The organism is Streptomyces sp. NPDC001700, from assembly GCF_053596435.1.
Map to the genome: position 1 here is coordinate 58982 of NZ_JBSFGE010000036.1, position 13868 is coordinate 72849.

At 68.4% G+C, this 13868-nt stretch carries 19 protein-coding genes; 6 read left to right on the forward strand and 13 right to left on the reverse strand.

Annotated features, from left to right (window positions below; translation table 11 throughout):
• From tpg (ACWC5C_RS38910) to ACWC5C_RS38925, 4 genes are all read left to right on the forward strand, one after another.
• Complete coding sequence (gene tpg / locus ACWC5C_RS38910; protein WP_450883555.1) at nucleotides 1-558, forward strand: telomere-protecting terminal protein Tpg; 558 nt, start codon at nucleotides 1-3, stop codon at nucleotides 556-558.
• A 60-nt stretch (nucleotides 559-618) separates the two neighbouring features.
• The gene (locus ACWC5C_RS38915; RefSeq protein ID WP_450883557.1) at nucleotides 619-1002 is read left to right on the forward strand and encodes a hypothetical protein; all 384 of its coding nucleotides are present in this window, start codon (nucleotides 619-621) and stop codon (nucleotides 1000-1002) included.
• Nucleotides 1003-1041: 39 nt separating this feature from the next.
• Nucleotides 1042-1350, forward strand: coding sequence for a hypothetical protein (locus ACWC5C_RS38920; RefSeq protein ID WP_450883559.1), 309 nt, complete (start codon nucleotides 1042-1044; stop codon nucleotides 1348-1350).
• A gap of 259 nt (nucleotides 1351-1609) precedes the next feature.
• The gene (locus tag ACWC5C_RS38925) at nucleotides 1610-2020 is read left to right on the forward strand and encodes a hypothetical protein (protein WP_450883561.1); all 411 of its coding nucleotides are present in this window, start codon (nucleotides 1610-1612) and stop codon (nucleotides 2018-2020) included.
• A 188-nt stretch (nucleotides 2021-2208) separates the two neighbouring features.
• On the opposite strand, the gene ACWC5C_RS38930 is transcribed toward ACWC5C_RS38925, so the two are convergent.
• From ACWC5C_RS38930 to ACWC5C_RS38945, 4 genes are all read right to left on the reverse strand, one after another.
• Nucleotides 2209-2391 (reverse strand): hypothetical protein, encoded by a 183-nt coding sequence (locus tag ACWC5C_RS38930; RefSeq protein WP_450883563.1) that lies wholly within the window; start codon nucleotides 2389-2391, stop codon nucleotides 2209-2211.
• Nucleotides 2388-3173, reverse strand: a complete 786-nt coding sequence (locus ACWC5C_RS38935) for a hypothetical protein (RefSeq protein WP_450883565.1) — start codon at nucleotides 3171-3173, stop codon at nucleotides 2388-2390. The genes ACWC5C_RS38930 and ACWC5C_RS38935 overlap by 4 nt, the downstream gene beginning before the upstream one ends.
• Before the next feature lie 190 nt (nucleotides 3174-3363).
• Complete coding sequence (locus ACWC5C_RS38940; RefSeq protein ID WP_450883567.1) at nucleotides 3364-4371, reverse strand: hypothetical protein; 1008 nt, start codon at nucleotides 4369-4371, stop codon at nucleotides 3364-3366.
• A 140-nt stretch (nucleotides 4372-4511) separates the two neighbouring features.
• Nucleotides 4512-5111 carry a hypothetical protein gene (locus ACWC5C_RS38945; protein WP_450883569.1) on the reverse strand — a complete coding sequence of 200 codons (600 nt, stop codon included), beginning with the start codon at nucleotides 5109-5111 and terminating at the stop codon, nucleotides 4512-4514.
• Between the two features lie 165 nt (nucleotides 5112-5276).
• Between ACWC5C_RS38945 and ACWC5C_RS38950 the strand changes: the two genes are divergently transcribed.
• Nucleotides 5277-6539, forward strand: coding sequence for a hypothetical protein (locus ACWC5C_RS38950; protein ID WP_450883571.1), 1263 nt, complete (start codon nucleotides 5277-5279; stop codon nucleotides 6537-6539).
• A 107-nt stretch (nucleotides 6540-6646) separates the two neighbouring features.
• Here ACWC5C_RS38950 and ACWC5C_RS38955 read toward each other — a convergent pair whose 3' ends face one another.
• Together ACWC5C_RS38955 and ACWC5C_RS38960 are read right to left on the reverse strand one after the other, a co-directional pair.
• Nucleotides 6647-7147, reverse strand: coding sequence for a hypothetical protein (locus ACWC5C_RS38955; RefSeq protein ID WP_450883573.1), 501 nt, complete (start codon nucleotides 7145-7147; stop codon nucleotides 6647-6649).
• Between the two features lie 55 nt (nucleotides 7148-7202).
• The gene (locus ACWC5C_RS38960) at nucleotides 7203-7688 is read right to left on the reverse strand and encodes a hypothetical protein (RefSeq protein ID WP_450883575.1); all 486 of its coding nucleotides are present in this window, start codon (nucleotides 7686-7688) and stop codon (nucleotides 7203-7205) included.
• Nucleotides 7689-7825: 137 nt separating this feature from the next.
• Between ACWC5C_RS38960 and tpg (ACWC5C_RS38965) the strand changes: the two genes are divergently transcribed.
• Nucleotides 7826-8413: a telomere-protecting terminal protein Tpg gene (gene tpg / locus ACWC5C_RS38965; RefSeq protein ID WP_450883577.1), complete on the forward strand. Its 588-nt coding sequence runs from the start codon at nucleotides 7826-7828 to the stop codon at nucleotides 8411-8413.
• Nucleotides 8414-9048: 635 nt separating this feature from the next.
• Here tpg (ACWC5C_RS38965) and ACWC5C_RS38970 read toward each other — a convergent pair.
• From ACWC5C_RS38970 to ACWC5C_RS39000, 7 genes are all read right to left on the reverse strand, one after another.
• The gene (locus ACWC5C_RS38970) at nucleotides 9049-9633 is read right to left on the reverse strand and encodes a hypothetical protein (protein WP_450883579.1); all 585 of its coding nucleotides are present in this window, start codon (nucleotides 9631-9633) and stop codon (nucleotides 9049-9051) included.
• Nucleotides 9634-9937: 304 nt separating this feature from the next.
• Nucleotides 9938-10132 (reverse strand): hypothetical protein, encoded by a 195-nt coding sequence (locus ACWC5C_RS38975; protein WP_450883593.1) that lies wholly within the window; start codon nucleotides 10130-10132, stop codon nucleotides 9938-9940.
• A 164-nt stretch (nucleotides 10133-10296) separates the two neighbouring features.
• A complete protein-coding gene (locus ACWC5C_RS38980; protein ID WP_450883581.1) occupies nucleotides 10297-10680 on the reverse strand; it encodes a hypothetical protein in 384 nt (127 codons plus the stop codon).
• 65 nt (nucleotides 10681-10745) lie between these two features.
• The gene (locus ACWC5C_RS38985; protein WP_450883583.1) at nucleotides 10746-11093 is read right to left on the reverse strand and encodes a hypothetical protein; all 348 of its coding nucleotides are present in this window, start codon (nucleotides 11091-11093) and stop codon (nucleotides 10746-10748) included.
• Between the two features lie 30 nt (nucleotides 11094-11123).
• Nucleotides 11124-11606 carry a hypothetical protein gene (locus ACWC5C_RS38990; RefSeq protein ID WP_450883585.1) on the reverse strand — a complete coding sequence of 161 codons (483 nt, stop codon included), beginning with the start codon at nucleotides 11604-11606 and terminating at the stop codon, nucleotides 11124-11126.
• A 231-nt stretch (nucleotides 11607-11837) separates the two neighbouring features.
• Complete coding sequence (locus ACWC5C_RS38995; protein ID WP_450883587.1) at nucleotides 11838-12233, reverse strand: hypothetical protein; 396 nt, start codon at nucleotides 12231-12233, stop codon at nucleotides 11838-11840.
• The gene (locus ACWC5C_RS39000; RefSeq protein WP_450883589.1) at nucleotides 12227-12844 is read right to left on the reverse strand and encodes a replication/maintenance protein RepL; all 618 of its coding nucleotides are present in this window, start codon (nucleotides 12842-12844) and stop codon (nucleotides 12227-12229) included. The genes ACWC5C_RS38995 and ACWC5C_RS39000 overlap by 7 nt, the downstream gene beginning before the upstream one ends.
• Between the last annotated feature and the right edge of the window lie 1024 nt (nucleotides 12845-13868).

Here is a 13868-nt window from a genome sequence, read left to right on the forward strand (position 1 = left end):
ATGGTGGACTCGCTCGGGAACAGCCTGGACCGCGCGCTCGAAGGGGCATTCACCCGCCGCATCCCGCAAAGCGCCCAGGCCCAGATGAAGTACCTGGTCAAGCAGCTCAAGGGCACCAAGGCGGTCGCCGAGGCGCTCGGGGTGTCCCAGCGCACCGTGGAGCGGTACGTCGCGGGCAAGCTCAAGCGGCCCCGCCGCGACCTCCGTGCGCGCATAGAGCGCGAGGTCAAGCGCCGGTGGCAGCCGCAGATCCGGGCGAAGGCGAGGAAGAAGGCGGCCTCCACCGACGGCCTGGTCGTCTCCACCCGCGCCCGCTTCGGGTTCACCGCCGCCCCGGGCACCACCGACGACGCCCGCATCCGCGACATCACCCAGGCCCTCCCGCCCGTCTACGCGGACCGCCTGTTCACCGCGCGGGAGCAGGGCGCCACCGAGCAGCAGCTCCAGCACATCGCGGCCGAGGGCCTCGCGCAGATGTACTTCCGCGCCAACAACAGCCGCGCGGACGGCCTGGGCGTGGAGTTCACCGACGTGGAGCACATCGACATCGCGCTGTAGCGGGGCAGTGCTCCGCTGGGGCACCGTCAATGGCACCAACGACTTTGAAGGGGAGCAGAGTTGACCGCCTACACTCATCCCGAGCTGAACCTGACCGACCCGACCAAGGGCTTCGCTCACTTCGTCCTCTACACCGAGCCGCGGATCGGCGTGGCCGGCGCCGCCTGGAACGCGACCGTCAACATCGAGCGGCCGACCCCGTACGTCCAGGAGTGGGTGGACCGGCTCCAGCAGTGTGAGCCGAACGCCCTGCACACCACGCTCGTGGCGAGCCAGGAGATCCCCAAGCTATTCCACCCATGCGTCGACCAGGACCCGGCCAGCCCCTCAGCGCTGGGCGACGGTTGCACCTGCTCCCGCACATTCATGGACCTGGAGCTCGGGCTACCCGTCATCGGCAAGCACTTCCGCAGCGCACGAGGCGGCAATGACCGGTGGACCTAAACCACGTACGCGCCGCTGGATCTGCGCCCCGATGACGTCGTGGCCTCCGTCGTCATCGACCGCGGCGGCCTGTTCTGGGCGCGGACCACCGGAGGCATGCTGACGGTCCTTCCGATGCTGGAGTCGTACGGCTACGGCGCCGGGCCGATGTCCGGCACCGGGGGCGCCAGCGCGTTCGCCGCGTACCTCCAGCAGCTCCTCAACTCCGTGGGGCAGGACGCTGCCGCCCGCGGCCGCAACACCGCTGCCCCATCCCCGCAGCTGCAAAACTGGGTGCGCAGCGACGCCGCCCGCAGCGGCCAGGAAGTGTCGCTGGACGACCTGGAAGTCACCTCCTGGGGGTTGTGACGCCCGGACGCGGATGAGGCCTCGTACCGGCACAGCTGCACCGGTACGAGGCCCTCACGCGGTGAGGGCACGCGCGCGTCGGCGTGCCCAAGGGCCTGCTGCCGCGCCTGACCACGATCGCTACGGGGCGACGGCTCTCGGCCATCACACACCGCGAATCAGGCAGTCCTTCCCAACAGTGGTGTGTCGCTGTACGGACACCGTGATGATCGGCGGCATCAGTCTGCTTCACCCGCAGCCCACCGGGAGGTAGCCGCTCGTGTCTGAACGCATCACCCTTGCCGACGACCCAGATCTCGCCCACCTGATCGACTTGATCGACATGCTGCCGCGCCCAGAGGTAACGGTCTTCTGGGGCGAAGGTGACTACAGCCTCGGCCGTAAGTTCGGCTACCGGCTCAGGGCCATCCTCAGCGGGCAGGGGCGCGCAGAAGACGTGGACTATCTCGCGGTGTACGTGCTCAAGTACCTCGGAAAGGGCAACGAGCACATTCCGCAGGAGGAGATCACCAAGCGGTTGCGAGGAGTGGGGCCCCTGCCTGCCGCAGGGCATGCGTGGGTGGAGGACGCCACCCGGACTGCGTGGACCTTGGTCAGCCGCTACAGCCTGCCGAGCTGGCGGGGCGTCCGGAGTACTCCCGGTGACGCTTGGCGCACAGCGAATACCTGAGCCGCGCGGCCCCGCTCCTCGTCTGCCCCGCGGGCATGGTGTCCGACGGGGACGGCATCCGGCACAAGGACAGCGATGTCCGTCCGCAGAGGCCCTGTACCACGCAACTGGCGTTGGTGCAGGGCCTCATACGCGCATCTGCGGGGGCTGCGTCGGTGCGGTCCCCACCCTGGGCGTGCCGGGTTCTCTCAACCTCGGGTGGCGGCCACCAGCAGTCCCGTAACAGTGGCCATGAACATCATCGCGGTGAAGGCACCGGCGACCGGGGCGGACCAGGTGGGCTTATGGAGAAGGACCACCAGGACGCCAACGCCGACGAGAACCGTGACGACGACGAGCAGCAGGATCGCGAGAAGGGCCATCAATGTCATCCCTGTTGCTCCTCTTCTTGGCTGGGCTGCCACAGCCCAGACAGCGGTAAGGCGCACTGCTGCCTGTCGCGACGGCGCTGTTCGATGGCCAGCCTTCGGACTCTGCGACGAACGCGTTCCCCGAAGGCTGGCGGATTGTCAGCGCCGACATGCTCGGCAGCCTCCGCCCAGGTCTTGATGCCGGGCAGTCCAAGGGCCAAGACCACCTCGCGCTCGGCGGGGTTAAGGCACACCAAGAGGCGGGCGAGGCGCCGATCGCCCGGGATACGGTCGAGCAATGGGTCCTCCGGGCAGGTGTCCTGTGCCAGCAGGTCCCGCAAAGTGAGGTTCTCGCCGCAGGGCGTTTCCAACAGGACGACGTGCTTCCCCTCGACGCGGCGGCCTTTGATCACCCTGGCGCCGGTCCGGCGCTGCCACAGTGGTGTCAGCTGGCGATGAATAGTCTTTGTCTCCGCGAGCAAGGCGTCCAGGGCACTGGTGTCCAGGCCCTCACCAGACAAGCTGTCCGCCCAGGAACCAAGCAAGGCAGTCGACACCGCCTCCTGCCACCGGTCGCTCTGGCCCACGCCCAAGGCCCAGGTGGCTGCTGAGGGAGGGTTCGCCAGGCCCGTGCCGCTGATAAGCGCCAACCGTGCAGCCACTGCCACGATCAATCGCTGCTCGGAGTCAGGCACCTGGTTAAGCAGTTCTACCCGGGGCCGGGATGTCTCGTGGCTGACCGTCCCCTCCTCCATGCGCAGCCTCCACCTGGGCACGGGGCTGAGAACGAAACAGGTGGTCATGGTGCATGCTCCTTCGGCGATCGCATCAGCTTCACCTTCCAGACACCGCAAGCCCCCGGAGCGACAACAAATCTTGATGCTTGTTGCGTGATGTGTGACATGTCAGACGCACCGGCGCTACTACGCCGGTGCAGGACCTTGCGGGCGTCTGCGGGGTGATGTTCATGCACGCGTCGAGCGCCAAACACCCTCACTGGGGCCCCGCCGGGTTCGGCCCCGCCTGCCCGGGCAGCCACAGACCGAAAACCCCGGCGTTCGAACGTCGCTGCTCGTACCGCTCACCGAGCCGCTTGAGCTTGCGCCGCACCCGGTGGCCGAAGGCATCCGAGAGGCCCGTACTCTGCGCAGCCTCCTCCCACGAGGCGGCCCCGCTCAAGGCCCAGGCGCGGGCAACCGCCTGCTCGTCGGGCTTCAGCCAGCGGAAGACCGTGGCCGCCTGCTTCTCGTCGGGCTCCCAAGGCAGCGCGGTGTCCTCGGGGCGGCTCGGGTCGCCCAGCATGTCGTGCAGGCTGCGGCCGCCGGCGAGCTGGTGGTCGAGCATGTACACGCGCCCGGCCCGCGTCTTGCGCTCCCACAGCGGCTGCAGCTGCTGGTGCACGGTGTCCGACTCCCGCTTCAGCCGCTGCAGGCAGATGTCGACGGCACCGCTGAAGGTGTGGTCGTCCAGGGCGTTCACCCAGTCGCCGATGAGCGCCATCGAGACCGCCTCCAACCAGTCCTCCGTCACCTTCGAGACCCCCAGCCACGTCCGGGCGAACTCATCGACGGCAGACTTCCAGTCGCCGTCCACACGGCTCTTGAGGATCGCCTGGCGGGCGTTGAGCGCCGCGAACACTCCCGTCTGGCCGTACTCACGGGCCCAGCGGTCCGCGCTGGTCTTCATCTCGACGAGGAGGACCAACCCGTTCCTGACCCAGATGATGTCCGGCTCGCGGGGTGTCTCGAGCCGCAACCGGCCGGTGACAAGGGCCAGCGAGCAGATCTTGTCCTGCCACCGGACCACGTCCGCGACGGCCTGGCCGAACTCGACCACCTCCCGTCGGGCGCCGCGCAGTTCGGCGGCGAGCTGCGAAGCCTTACTGATCATCTGCGGGCGGGAGAAAGAGAAGGGGACGTGCACGAGCTCCTTGGACGGTTCCGGCTCGGTAGCGGGCGTCGGGAGGCGGGATGCGGCATCCTCGCCGGGGACAGTCGTCATGTAGTGATACTCCTTGCGGGGTGGGAACTAGCTCTCACCCCTCGGGCCCGGCAGAGCGGTGATCCGTCAAAGAATCTCGGATCAACACCTGTGACGCCTGTCACTTCAAAGGTCCCTTCCATCCGGAAGAGCCGACACCATCAGCTGGTCCGCCCGGCACGCCGACGCGCCCACCAGGGCAGCCGCGGTGTGGTCGCCGCGTTGACTGCCTGGCCGAACGCCTCCAAGGCGGCCTCCAGGCGGGCGGCGTTCTCCACGTCCCCGGTGGCGCGCAGCAGCTGCTCGGTGGCGGTGACGACGGCCGGTTCGGAGCAGCGCATGAGCGGGGCGGCTGCAGTGGCGACCCGGGTGAGGGGCTCTCGCACGGCGGCCGCGGTCTGCTTGGTGACAATGCGCTCGCGGCTCAACAGCTCAGCCGCGTGCCCGAAGCCGACGAGTCCGCTCTGCATGTCCGTGCCGCCGGCGATTCGGGCTCGGGCGGCGCCGCCCGCGAAGGCGAGCATGGTCAGCAGGAACGTCCTGGCGCGCTCGGCCGGCCCCTCCCACAGCAGACGGTTGGCGGCGGCCGCGCCCTGGAGTTCCATCACCGCCACCGTCATCGCATCCGCCTGCACCCGCAGGGCACCGATCTCGGCCTGCTGCTCCTGGCGGTTGCGGGCTCGGGTGGTCAGCCATGACGCCAGGACGGCGATGACCGCCCCGGATACGAGCGAGCTGGCCAGCTCGATCAACTTGTCCATCCCCGCAGGCTGGCTGCGCGCTTGCGTCGATCGCGGAGTTGTTGCGGGTCTGACGCACAAGCTGTACGTACCTGTTGCCCCAAGTGAAAATGCAATGACCCGAACAGCGTGGATAGTGCGCGTATTCTCCGTAGATCGCACACGTGATCAGGGGAGGGGATTCTTGTGGCTGTTCATGCCGCCACAGCCGATGGTGATGACGACGAGGGATCCGGCCCCGGCAAGGAGGTCGAGCCGAAACCGACGAGTTCCGACCCCGCAGTGGCGGCCGTCGCAAAGATCATCGACACCAGCAAGATCTACGGTGATCTCTTCCGCCAGTTGCAAGCAGGGCCTGCGTTCCAGGTCACGAAGTGGCTGAAGGACCAAGACCTGCTGCGTACCCGGAAGTTCGTGGCCGACATGCACAAGAACATGTTCCCGAGCCCTTTGGCGGGATACGCCGCAGGCCTGCGGTCGATGGACCAGCTGGCGGGGAGGGAGCGCAACAAGTATCTGAAGGCGATGGCCATGCTCAGCGAGTCGGCCGTCGGGCCGGGCGTCTTGTCGGCTTGGCGGACATCTCTCCAGGTCGAGAGCGTCGTAGGCGAGATCCTCAAGGGTCCTGTCTTCAATGTGCCGATGCCCCCGGTGTGGGCTACGGAGGAGTTCCGCAAGAGCCTGGGGCTCATAGTCCACCGCCAGGTGTACATGACGGACTGGCTGGCGCGGATCGACGCCGGACGCGGCCTCCTCTCGGAGATCAGCAGCCGTCCGTTGTCGTTGTACCGGGACTATGTGGGCGGCCTCGAGGACAGCCCGACGCGCTTCGAGCTCGGCTCTTCCCTGCACACTGGCATGGGCGTGAACGGACTGCTGGGAGCAGACGCTCTCAGCTCTGAGGCCGTCCTGGGCGACGCCGACCTGGAGGTGGAAGTCGCCGACCGGGTCGACGATCTGCTCACCCCTCAGCAGGACGGGCGTCTCGACGTGCTGGAGGACCTCCGCAGGGCACTGGTGTCGATTGACGCGAAGGTCGTGGAGATGCTTGAGGGCGGGTGGCATGTCGTCCGGCAGGCCCCGCCAGCTGCTGCTGAGATGGCCGCCCAGTGCGCGGTGGAATCCATCGACAGGGCTGTCCGGGCGGCTGCTCCGGACCGCGAGGTTGAGCAGTGGCTGCCCACGTCGGGGCGTCCGGAAAAGGAATGGCGGACGCCCAACGGTGGGTTCACCCGAGCCATTCGCATCCGTTACATCATGCGCGGGCACAAGGACGAGGCGAAGATGACACTGTCCCTGGCGGACAACATCGTCGCACTGCAGACCCAGGCGACTGCGCGCGCCCAGGCCATCAAGCACGCTTCAGCGGGCGACTTGACCATGGCTCGCTGCCTGCTCGGGACAGCCGAGCACATTCTGACGATGCTGTTCGTCATCGAGAGGAACTAGCCCGGCCTCGGGTGGCCCTGCACCGCGCCACTGGCGCCGGTGCAGGCCTCGCGAACGTGTCCGGCGGGGCAGCGTTCACGCACGCATCGACGCCCCCCGCTGTCTGGTCACGGCCGGTGGGGGCCGTCACGCCGTTCGGCATGCTTCTGCTTGAGCCGCTGCAGATCCTCGTGCGTGGTGGCGTGCACCGTCTCCATCCGGCTCGTCGCCAGCTGTACATCCTCAGGCTTCATCGCGCTGCCGGAGAACTGCAGCAGCACCTCCACCATCATGTGGTTCTTCCAGTGCCGCAGTTCGGCCTCGTTCAGCATCTCTGGACCGCCGGCCATCATCAGGTCGACCAGCCGCTCCTTGGCCCGCCACTGCCGACGTCGGCGCCACCAGCCCGCCCCTGGCCGGTGCAGCTCCCGCACCTTGCGGATTTGCTCCACCATGGCCCGGATCTGTCTCTCCTGCTCGGGCGTCCACTCCTGCTCAGCCCCGTCAGAAAGCGCCCTGACGGCCTTTTGGACGGCCTCGCTGTCCTCACCCGCCCCGTCCCCGCTCAGTGCCTCCACGGCCTTCCTGAGCGACGCTTCCGCCGCCGGTGCGTCGTCGTCTTCCGACACGCTCACCCCTCCCTCGAGAAAACGCAGCATGCCCGGTGGGCGCCGGATCGAGCAATCAGGCACCGCCCGGCCCGGCTGAGTCCGACCTGGCCTGCCGCTCGGCCGCGCGCCGGCGGATAACCCCCGGCAGCTGGCGGGAGCTGGCGGCCGGGACAAAGAACAGCCCGACCATGCCCAGGCCGGTGACCACCGTGCTCAGCAGGCCGACCGACACCGACGGATCGTCCGCCGACGCCACGCCGCAGAACACCGACGTCACCGCGGTGAACGCCAGCGTCGCGAGGATCCACCGCTCCCGCAGCGGCGACTCGGAGCGCGCCACCACGCTCAACCACCAGGTCCAGCCAGCTGCGACGCAGAACAGCACGGCGGCCGGCGGCAGCAGCACGACCGGCGCCCACCGCGCGATGTCCCCCTCGGGTAGCTGCTGCCCGGTCTCGTAGCCGACCTGGACCAGCCACACCAGGTACACCGGCACGGCGACCACGATCAGCACCCACATCACGGCCCGCAGCCCGCGCAACGCGCCCCGCCCACCCATCGGCTGAGCCCCCCTTCACCTCGTCCAGCCACGGGGAACGTAGCGGCCCGTCGACCGCGTCGACCAGGCCGCCGTCACCCACAAGGGTGCAGATCAGCCGCCTCCGTCCACAGGCGACCGGCTGTCTCCTAGTCCGCATGGACAACATCACCAAGACGCCGGCCCCGTGGCACGGCAAGATCCGCGCCGCGCTGACACGTGCGGAGCGCGCCAAGTTCACCCGCCCCGTGCCGAAATCCGCACGGGCCCAGATGAAATTCCTTCGCAAGCGCGCCAAGGGCTCCACGAAGGCCCTGGCCGAGCGCTTGGGCGTCTCCAGCAGCACGGTGCGGCGCTACCTCACCGGCGCCTCTACGAAGCCCCACAAGCACCTCCAGGAGGCTCTGGCGCAGGAGACCGAGGAAGAGTGGCAACCGCAGGTCAGAGCACAGGCTAGGCAGCACGCGGGCACCTCCGGCGGGCTCGTCATCTCCTGCCGGGCGTACTTCGGATTCGGCCCCGAGGGCACCTCAGACGCGGGCCGCGTGCGGGACCTCACCGTCGCTGTCGCGCCCTCCCACGCCGCCGCGATCCTGGCAGCGCAGGAGTCCGGAGCGACGGACAACGATCTGCACGAACTGGTCGCAGACGCCATAGGCGACGCGTATTTCCGCCAGGGCGGTGGCGGACGCGCGGGCCTGGGGGTGGAATTCGCGGACGTGGACTGGCTCGATATCTCGTTTTAGCCGCGCCGAATTCTGGGGCTGCTATAAACCTGTCTACGGCTGCCGCGCCCACGCGCGGTAGCCGGTTTCCCCTCACCGTTTCCACGACGATTGGGAGGCTCGTGTGAGCGCCCCTGTTCCCCGCTTCCGCCGCCGCCCCCGCGTCCCCACGCGGCCGGGGGCGGGCGGCGGGCCCAGGGGCCTATCTCCCAGTCCCCCAGCTCCCCGACGCGAAGCTGGGGGACTGGGTGACCGAATGCCCGGATCACATCGAATGTCTGGGAGGCAGCAGGCCCGAAGCCCCAGGAGACCGGCCTGGCGGGTCCGGGTCTGGGGGCCTGGGGGATCGAGGGCGCCAACTCCGTGACGGTCACTTCGCGTTACCGGTAGGGGTGTCACGGCCGCTGTCACGCCGCCGCCCAGCCGCGTGACAGCGGCCGCCCGAATGCCTGGGATGAGCACGTTTCGAGGTGCGCCTGGGCCGTGTCCGCGTGACAGCGTGACACCCCCGCCGACGGCCCCGCCGGAGCCGTCACGCTCCGTTCTCTGCCGCCGCGTAGCCGGGCAGCTCCATGGCCACGGCGCCGGATCAGCAGGTGCCGGGATCCGCAGCGAGAACCGTGTCTCACGTCCCTCACCTGCGCAAAGGTGAGACGTCAGTGCCGGGTCGTCCACCACCGCTTTCCCCACGGAGTGAGCAACGCATGCCACCAACGGGACGTCACGTCCTCACGCGCGGTCCTCGTGAACGCATCCAGCGCATCACGAAACGCCTCGCTGCTGCGGATAGCGTCCGGCGGTAGGTACGGCGTGCTGTGCGGGCGCAGCTCTCCCTCTTCTAGCGCTTCCAGCTCAGCCCGATGGGACTCAGCGATTGCCTCCGCTAACTCCTCGTCCTCCTCCACCTGGGACGGCCCGCCCTCATCAACCTGCCAGATCGTCCACTTCAGGCCGAACGGCCCGACCAGCCTTTCGAACAGCTGATGCGCTGCCGCCCGCACCTTGGCTGGAGCACGCAGCTCGATCGCGAGCAGCGCCGTGTACATCTCCGTCACCCGCGTCTGGTCTAGCTCGCCGCTGTGGAAAATCGGCACGCACGCCGCGATGAACCGGTCGTACGCTGCCGCCCGGTCTTCCCGCCGCCCGTGCTTGACCATCACATACGGGCTCGCCGCTCCCTGCACCAGCCGCGCTGCCTGCACGCCCGCCTTCGCCGCAGCCGCGCCCGCCATCTCCGTCATGCACGGAGACGTTAGCTGCTTGGCCCGTATCGAGGGACAGATCCGAGTTGTCTCGTGACGCATAACCTTCGATGCCCCGTTGCTGAAGGCCCGGGGTACGAGGTTGCTGAACTGCTGGTTACTCCGCGGCGCTCTGGTGCTGCTTGGTGGGTGTTGTTTGGTGCTGGAGAGCGTTGACATTCGAAGGCTGACGGCGAAGCAGCGCGCACGGGTGCTGCTCGTGCAGCGGGCCCGCGCTGCACGAGCAGCGGCGCCGTGCAGCACGGGTGTTCGTCTGCTGCACGGCGCCGCTGCTTCACGATGGTCAGTCCAACGGCACGCGGATCACGGGATCGAACGGGTGCTGGTTGAACCCGGTCCGCAGATTGCGGCAGGTCGGCGCCTTGCACATGAAGAACTCCTCGACGCTCTTCCGGCCTGTGCGGCTCTTGAGCCACACCTTCTCGTCCGCGGTGAGAGGGCGGTGCTGTTCGTCAGATTGGCAGGTGTAGCAGTACATCTTCTGGTCTCGCACGACGCCTCCTGATACGGGCAGACAGGTCAACCGTGAGCCTAGGAAGCCGCGTTGCGCGACAGCCAGTACGCAACAGGACAACTCGGTCCACCCGCCCAGAATCGGTACACCAGAGGTCGTCTACCTGCCGCACGGCGTTGCTGCCGGGGTCAGCTAGTGCTGCCGGTGGCCCACTGCTCCATCGCCCCGGGCGGCTCCTTGAGCAGCGCTCTGCGGCGGGACTGCGCCGTCGCGCGGTTCGTGTGCATCGCCTTGGCCAGGGCGCCGTGGGAGCCCTCCTGATCGGCGAACTGGCGCACTGCGGCACTCCGGGCACCCTCCAGCCGCTCCAGTAGCCCGGTGGTGCCCTCGATGGCGGCCGCGAGGTCTTCCACGGACGCGCCGCCGGTGCGCAGCAGCGCGACGCCGTGCAGCGCGCGGGCGAGCAGCGCGGCGAGCAGCTGGGCGTCGTCGCCCAGCGCCTGGGCGTCGTCGGCGGCGAGCGCGATCGTGAGGTCCTGGCCGTCGTCGGTGTGCGCGGGCTCGGTGCTCACCGCGTCTCCCTTCCCTGGTGCGTGGTCTGACGAGTCTGGGCGAGGCCGCCTCGACGGCCCGCCGCCTACAGCCAGCGGAACACGTCGCGGACTTCCGAGGCGGCGCCAGAGAGATTGTCGGCGTCCAGTCGCATGTCGAAGTCGTACGGGTCCTCGGCTTCGTTCATGACGCCCTCGGACGCGGCCTCCAGGACGTCGGCGAACCGCTCGTGGACCGCCGCCTCCTTCAGGGCCTGGACGACGTTCTCGTGGCTGGCGGTGCCCCGTTTGATGGCGTCGGCGAGCAGCCCCAGCGCGGCGGCCGCGGCCGGTGCCAGGTACGCGAGCTCGCTGTCGGCTCCGCCCCGGTCGGCGCTGGTCTCGATGGCGGTGACGTCGGCGGTCTTCACGATCTCCGTGGACGTGCGCTCCATGACGGGCTCTCCTCTCGGCTGGCGGGGTTCTCAGACGGTCCGGTCGAGGTAGCCGGCGGCCGTGTCGACGAACTGGTCGTGGGCGACCTTGGCGGCCTCGCGGGCGGCGGTCAGTTCCTCGGTGCTGCCGTACGCGCCCCGCATCGCGTAGGTCAGCGTGACCATCTGGTCGGCGGCGGCGCGCACGGCCTGGTCCTCGATGAGGACGCGCAGCGCCACCAGCGGGCGAGTGACTTCGCCGCGGGTCATGTGGCTCTCGCCGCGCAGGGCATCGATCCGCTCGGCGCCGACCCTCTTGAGGGTGGCGTCGCCGCGCATCCACATCGCCCGGCGGTGGTCGCTGATGGCGCAGGCCAGCGCGGTGACGGCCTCCAGGCGGTCGCGACGGATCGCCTCGCCGTGACTGGCACGGACGGAGCGTTCGGCGGCGCGCTCCTGGAAGCGTCCGGAGACGATCGCGCCCAGCAGTGTGGCGACGACCGCGAGGCCGGTGGTGACGAGGGTGGCGAGCACGGGGGAACCTCCTTGACGTATGAACTTAAATACACTGTATGGAAGTTCATACACCTAGAGAAGGGGGCCGCCCATGATTCTTTTCAGCGCGCCTCCGACCTGCGCGTTTCCCGCCCGCGGGAACCGTGTGCACCGATCTGACACACCCCTCCCACACACCCCAAGCGGCGCCGCACCCCCTCTGTAGGGGTGCGGCGCCGCTAACTTCGTGTCGCCCGGCCGGGCGGCCGGTTACGCAGTTCGGCGCGTGGGCACAGCGGACAGATGTCGCTGCGGGGCGGGGACGGCGGGCTCAGCCAGTTCGCCAGCGCGGATCGCCTCGATGGCGTCTCGCAGCGCCTCTTCCATCTCCTCCGCGCTGGTGTACCCGGCGAAGTACGGGTGGATGAAGTAGCTGCGGTAGCGGCCCTCGGGCCGCAGGACGACGTGCCTCTCGACCAGCTGGCTCATCGCGATCGACGTGCGGTTCTTACTGAGCCCCACGCGCGCCCGCAGCTCGGCCTGGGAGGCGTTCACCTCGCCGCCGGGACGCTGGACCTCGACCATCGCGCTGAGCAGGTCGTAGGCGGCCTTGGAGAGCTCCAGGCGGTGCAGCTGCGCGAACCCAAGGTGAGCTTGAATCAGCATGCCTGTTCCTCCACGTCGTTGTCGCCGAACGCCAGCTGCCTCGTGCGGGGCTTCGGCGCGGCCGGGGGCGTGAACTCCGGGAAGCTCTCGCTCGCCGCTTGCTCCAGCGCCACTACATCTTCCCGCATCTCCGGGAAGTGCTTCCTGAGCGCGGTCCTGGTGTCCTGCCGCAGCTGCTCCAGGGCCTCTCGCTGGAGGTCGCCGTTGCCCTTGAAACAGATCAGCGGGTTGACCACGAGCAGCGAGTTGGGACGGCGCTGGATCATGTGCCAGTTCTCCAGGCTGCCCAGCGCCCGGGTGACGTTCGCTCGCTCCACTCCGAGATGACGGGCGACCTTCACGTGGGTAATCCGCAGACGGCCTTCCACCTGCCGACCCATGCAGAACAGCAGGACGGCCGACTGGACCGGCGACATGCCGTACCGCGCGACCAGCACCGCCAGGACATCGGAGAGGAAGTCGTTGCTGACCATGCTGTAGCCGTTGCGGCCCCACGCATCGTGGGGCGCGCGGTACTTCCACTCGACATTCGCGGACTGCACGGGCCTGCCAGCCCGCGGTGGCGTACGGTCCAGGGCCTTGGCGAAGCTGTCCGCCAACGGCGACGTCACGGGCTCACCGCGGCTGGTCGACCGCCTGCCCCTGCTGGTGGAGCGACTCGCTTCCCCGGGCACCCTGGCTCCTGCTGCTCGATCTTGTGTGGCCCCAGGCACCCTAGCCGGGATTGTCCCCGCAGACGGGGACCTTTGTCCCTCTCGGCGTGGCCCCTTGGTGTCGACGCCGACACACTGCCTCCCACCCGCCAACAGCACAATGCCGACTTGACCAGCGCGAACGTATTTTGTACCTCTCTCCAGGGCCAAATACGATGCCGCTGTGTCGCGCGAGGCACAAAACCCCAGGTCAATGTGTCAGTCCCAACACATCGCTCTTCACAAAACCGCAGGTCAAGGCAGCTTTTCATGCACGGCCCTTTTATCAATAAGACGCGCACGCGCGCGAGAGGCCCAAGCGCCCACCCCCACCCCTCGCCCATCTGCTCGCTACCGACGGCTCCGACCTCCAATACCCGTCGCTGTCCACGCCTCACCACCTCCTCCAGTCGAACGCCACCCCGTACATCTCGGTTAATCACCTGCGAACGAAGCCTCTCACGTTTCCCGTTGTTTTTTACTCCCGATTCCGGAGCCCTCAATTTACGTTCTCGTCTCCCCTTTTCCAACCGATCACCTATCCTATGTTTCAACCCTTTAGCGGCCACTTGTTTCCTGGTCAGTGGTGGTCCGTAGTCAGTCCAGTCTTAATCTAGTGCCTATCTTTGAAGCATCCCTCACTGTCTCGCTTCACCCCATCCCTATCTATGTTCGATCCGCATCCCCTGATCGCCTGTCACCCCCGCTCCACGCCCTGCTCTTCGGCCCCTAGGCCCGTGCCCGCCCCCACCCGCCCCCTCCTTGTTGCTGGCGTCTTGTCAGGTGGCTGGAGCGCAGCGGAGGCCACCGGGTCGGGCGGAGCCCGACCGCGCCTCGCAACGCGCTGCGCGCGCACTGGGGTTGGCGGTGCGCGCGCAGCGCGTGGCGCCTGGCGGTGAACGAAGTGAGCCGCATCCGCTCACGCGGAGCGGGAGCGGCCGGG

Coding starts and splice junctions, on each gene's coding strand:
- tpg (WP_450883555.1), top strand. CDS start 1: ATGGTGGACTCGCTCGGGAACAGCCTGGACCGCGCGCTCGAAGGGGCA.
- ACWC5C_RS38930 (WP_450883563.1), bottom strand. CDS start 2,391: ATGACATTGATGGCCCTTCTCGCGATCCTGCTGCTCGTCGTCGTCACG.
- ACWC5C_RS38935 (WP_450883565.1), bottom strand. CDS start 3,173: ATGACCACCTGTTTCGTTCTCAGCCCCGTGCCCAGGTGGAGGCTGCGC.
- ACWC5C_RS38940 (WP_450883567.1), bottom strand. CDS start 4,371: ATGACGACTGTCCCCGGCGAGGATGCCGCATCCCGCCTCCCGACGCCC.
- ACWC5C_RS38945 (WP_450883569.1), bottom strand. CDS start 5,111: ATGGACAAGTTGATCGAGCTGGCCAGCTCGCTCGTATCCGGGGCGGTC.
- ACWC5C_RS38960 (WP_450883575.1), bottom strand. CDS start 7,688: ATGGGTGGGCGGGGCGCGTTGCGCGGGCTGCGGGCCGTGATGTGGGTG.
- tpg (WP_450883577.1), top strand. CDS start 7,826: ATGGACAACATCACCAAGACGCCGGCCCCGTGGCACGGCAAGATCCGC.
- ACWC5C_RS38970 (WP_450883579.1), bottom strand. CDS start 9,633: ATGACGGAGATGGCGGGCGCGGCTGCGGCGAAGGCGGGCGTGCAGGCA.
- ACWC5C_RS38975 (WP_450883593.1), bottom strand. CDS start 10,132: ATGTACTGCTACACCTGCCAATCTGACGAACAGCACCGCCCTCTCACC.
- ACWC5C_RS38985 (WP_450883583.1), bottom strand. CDS start 11,093: ATGGAGCGCACGTCCACGGAGATCGTGAAGACCGCCGACGTCACCGCC.
- ACWC5C_RS38995 (WP_450883587.1), bottom strand. CDS start 12,233: ATGCTGATTCAAGCTCACCTTGGGTTCGCGCAGCTGCACCGCCTGGAG.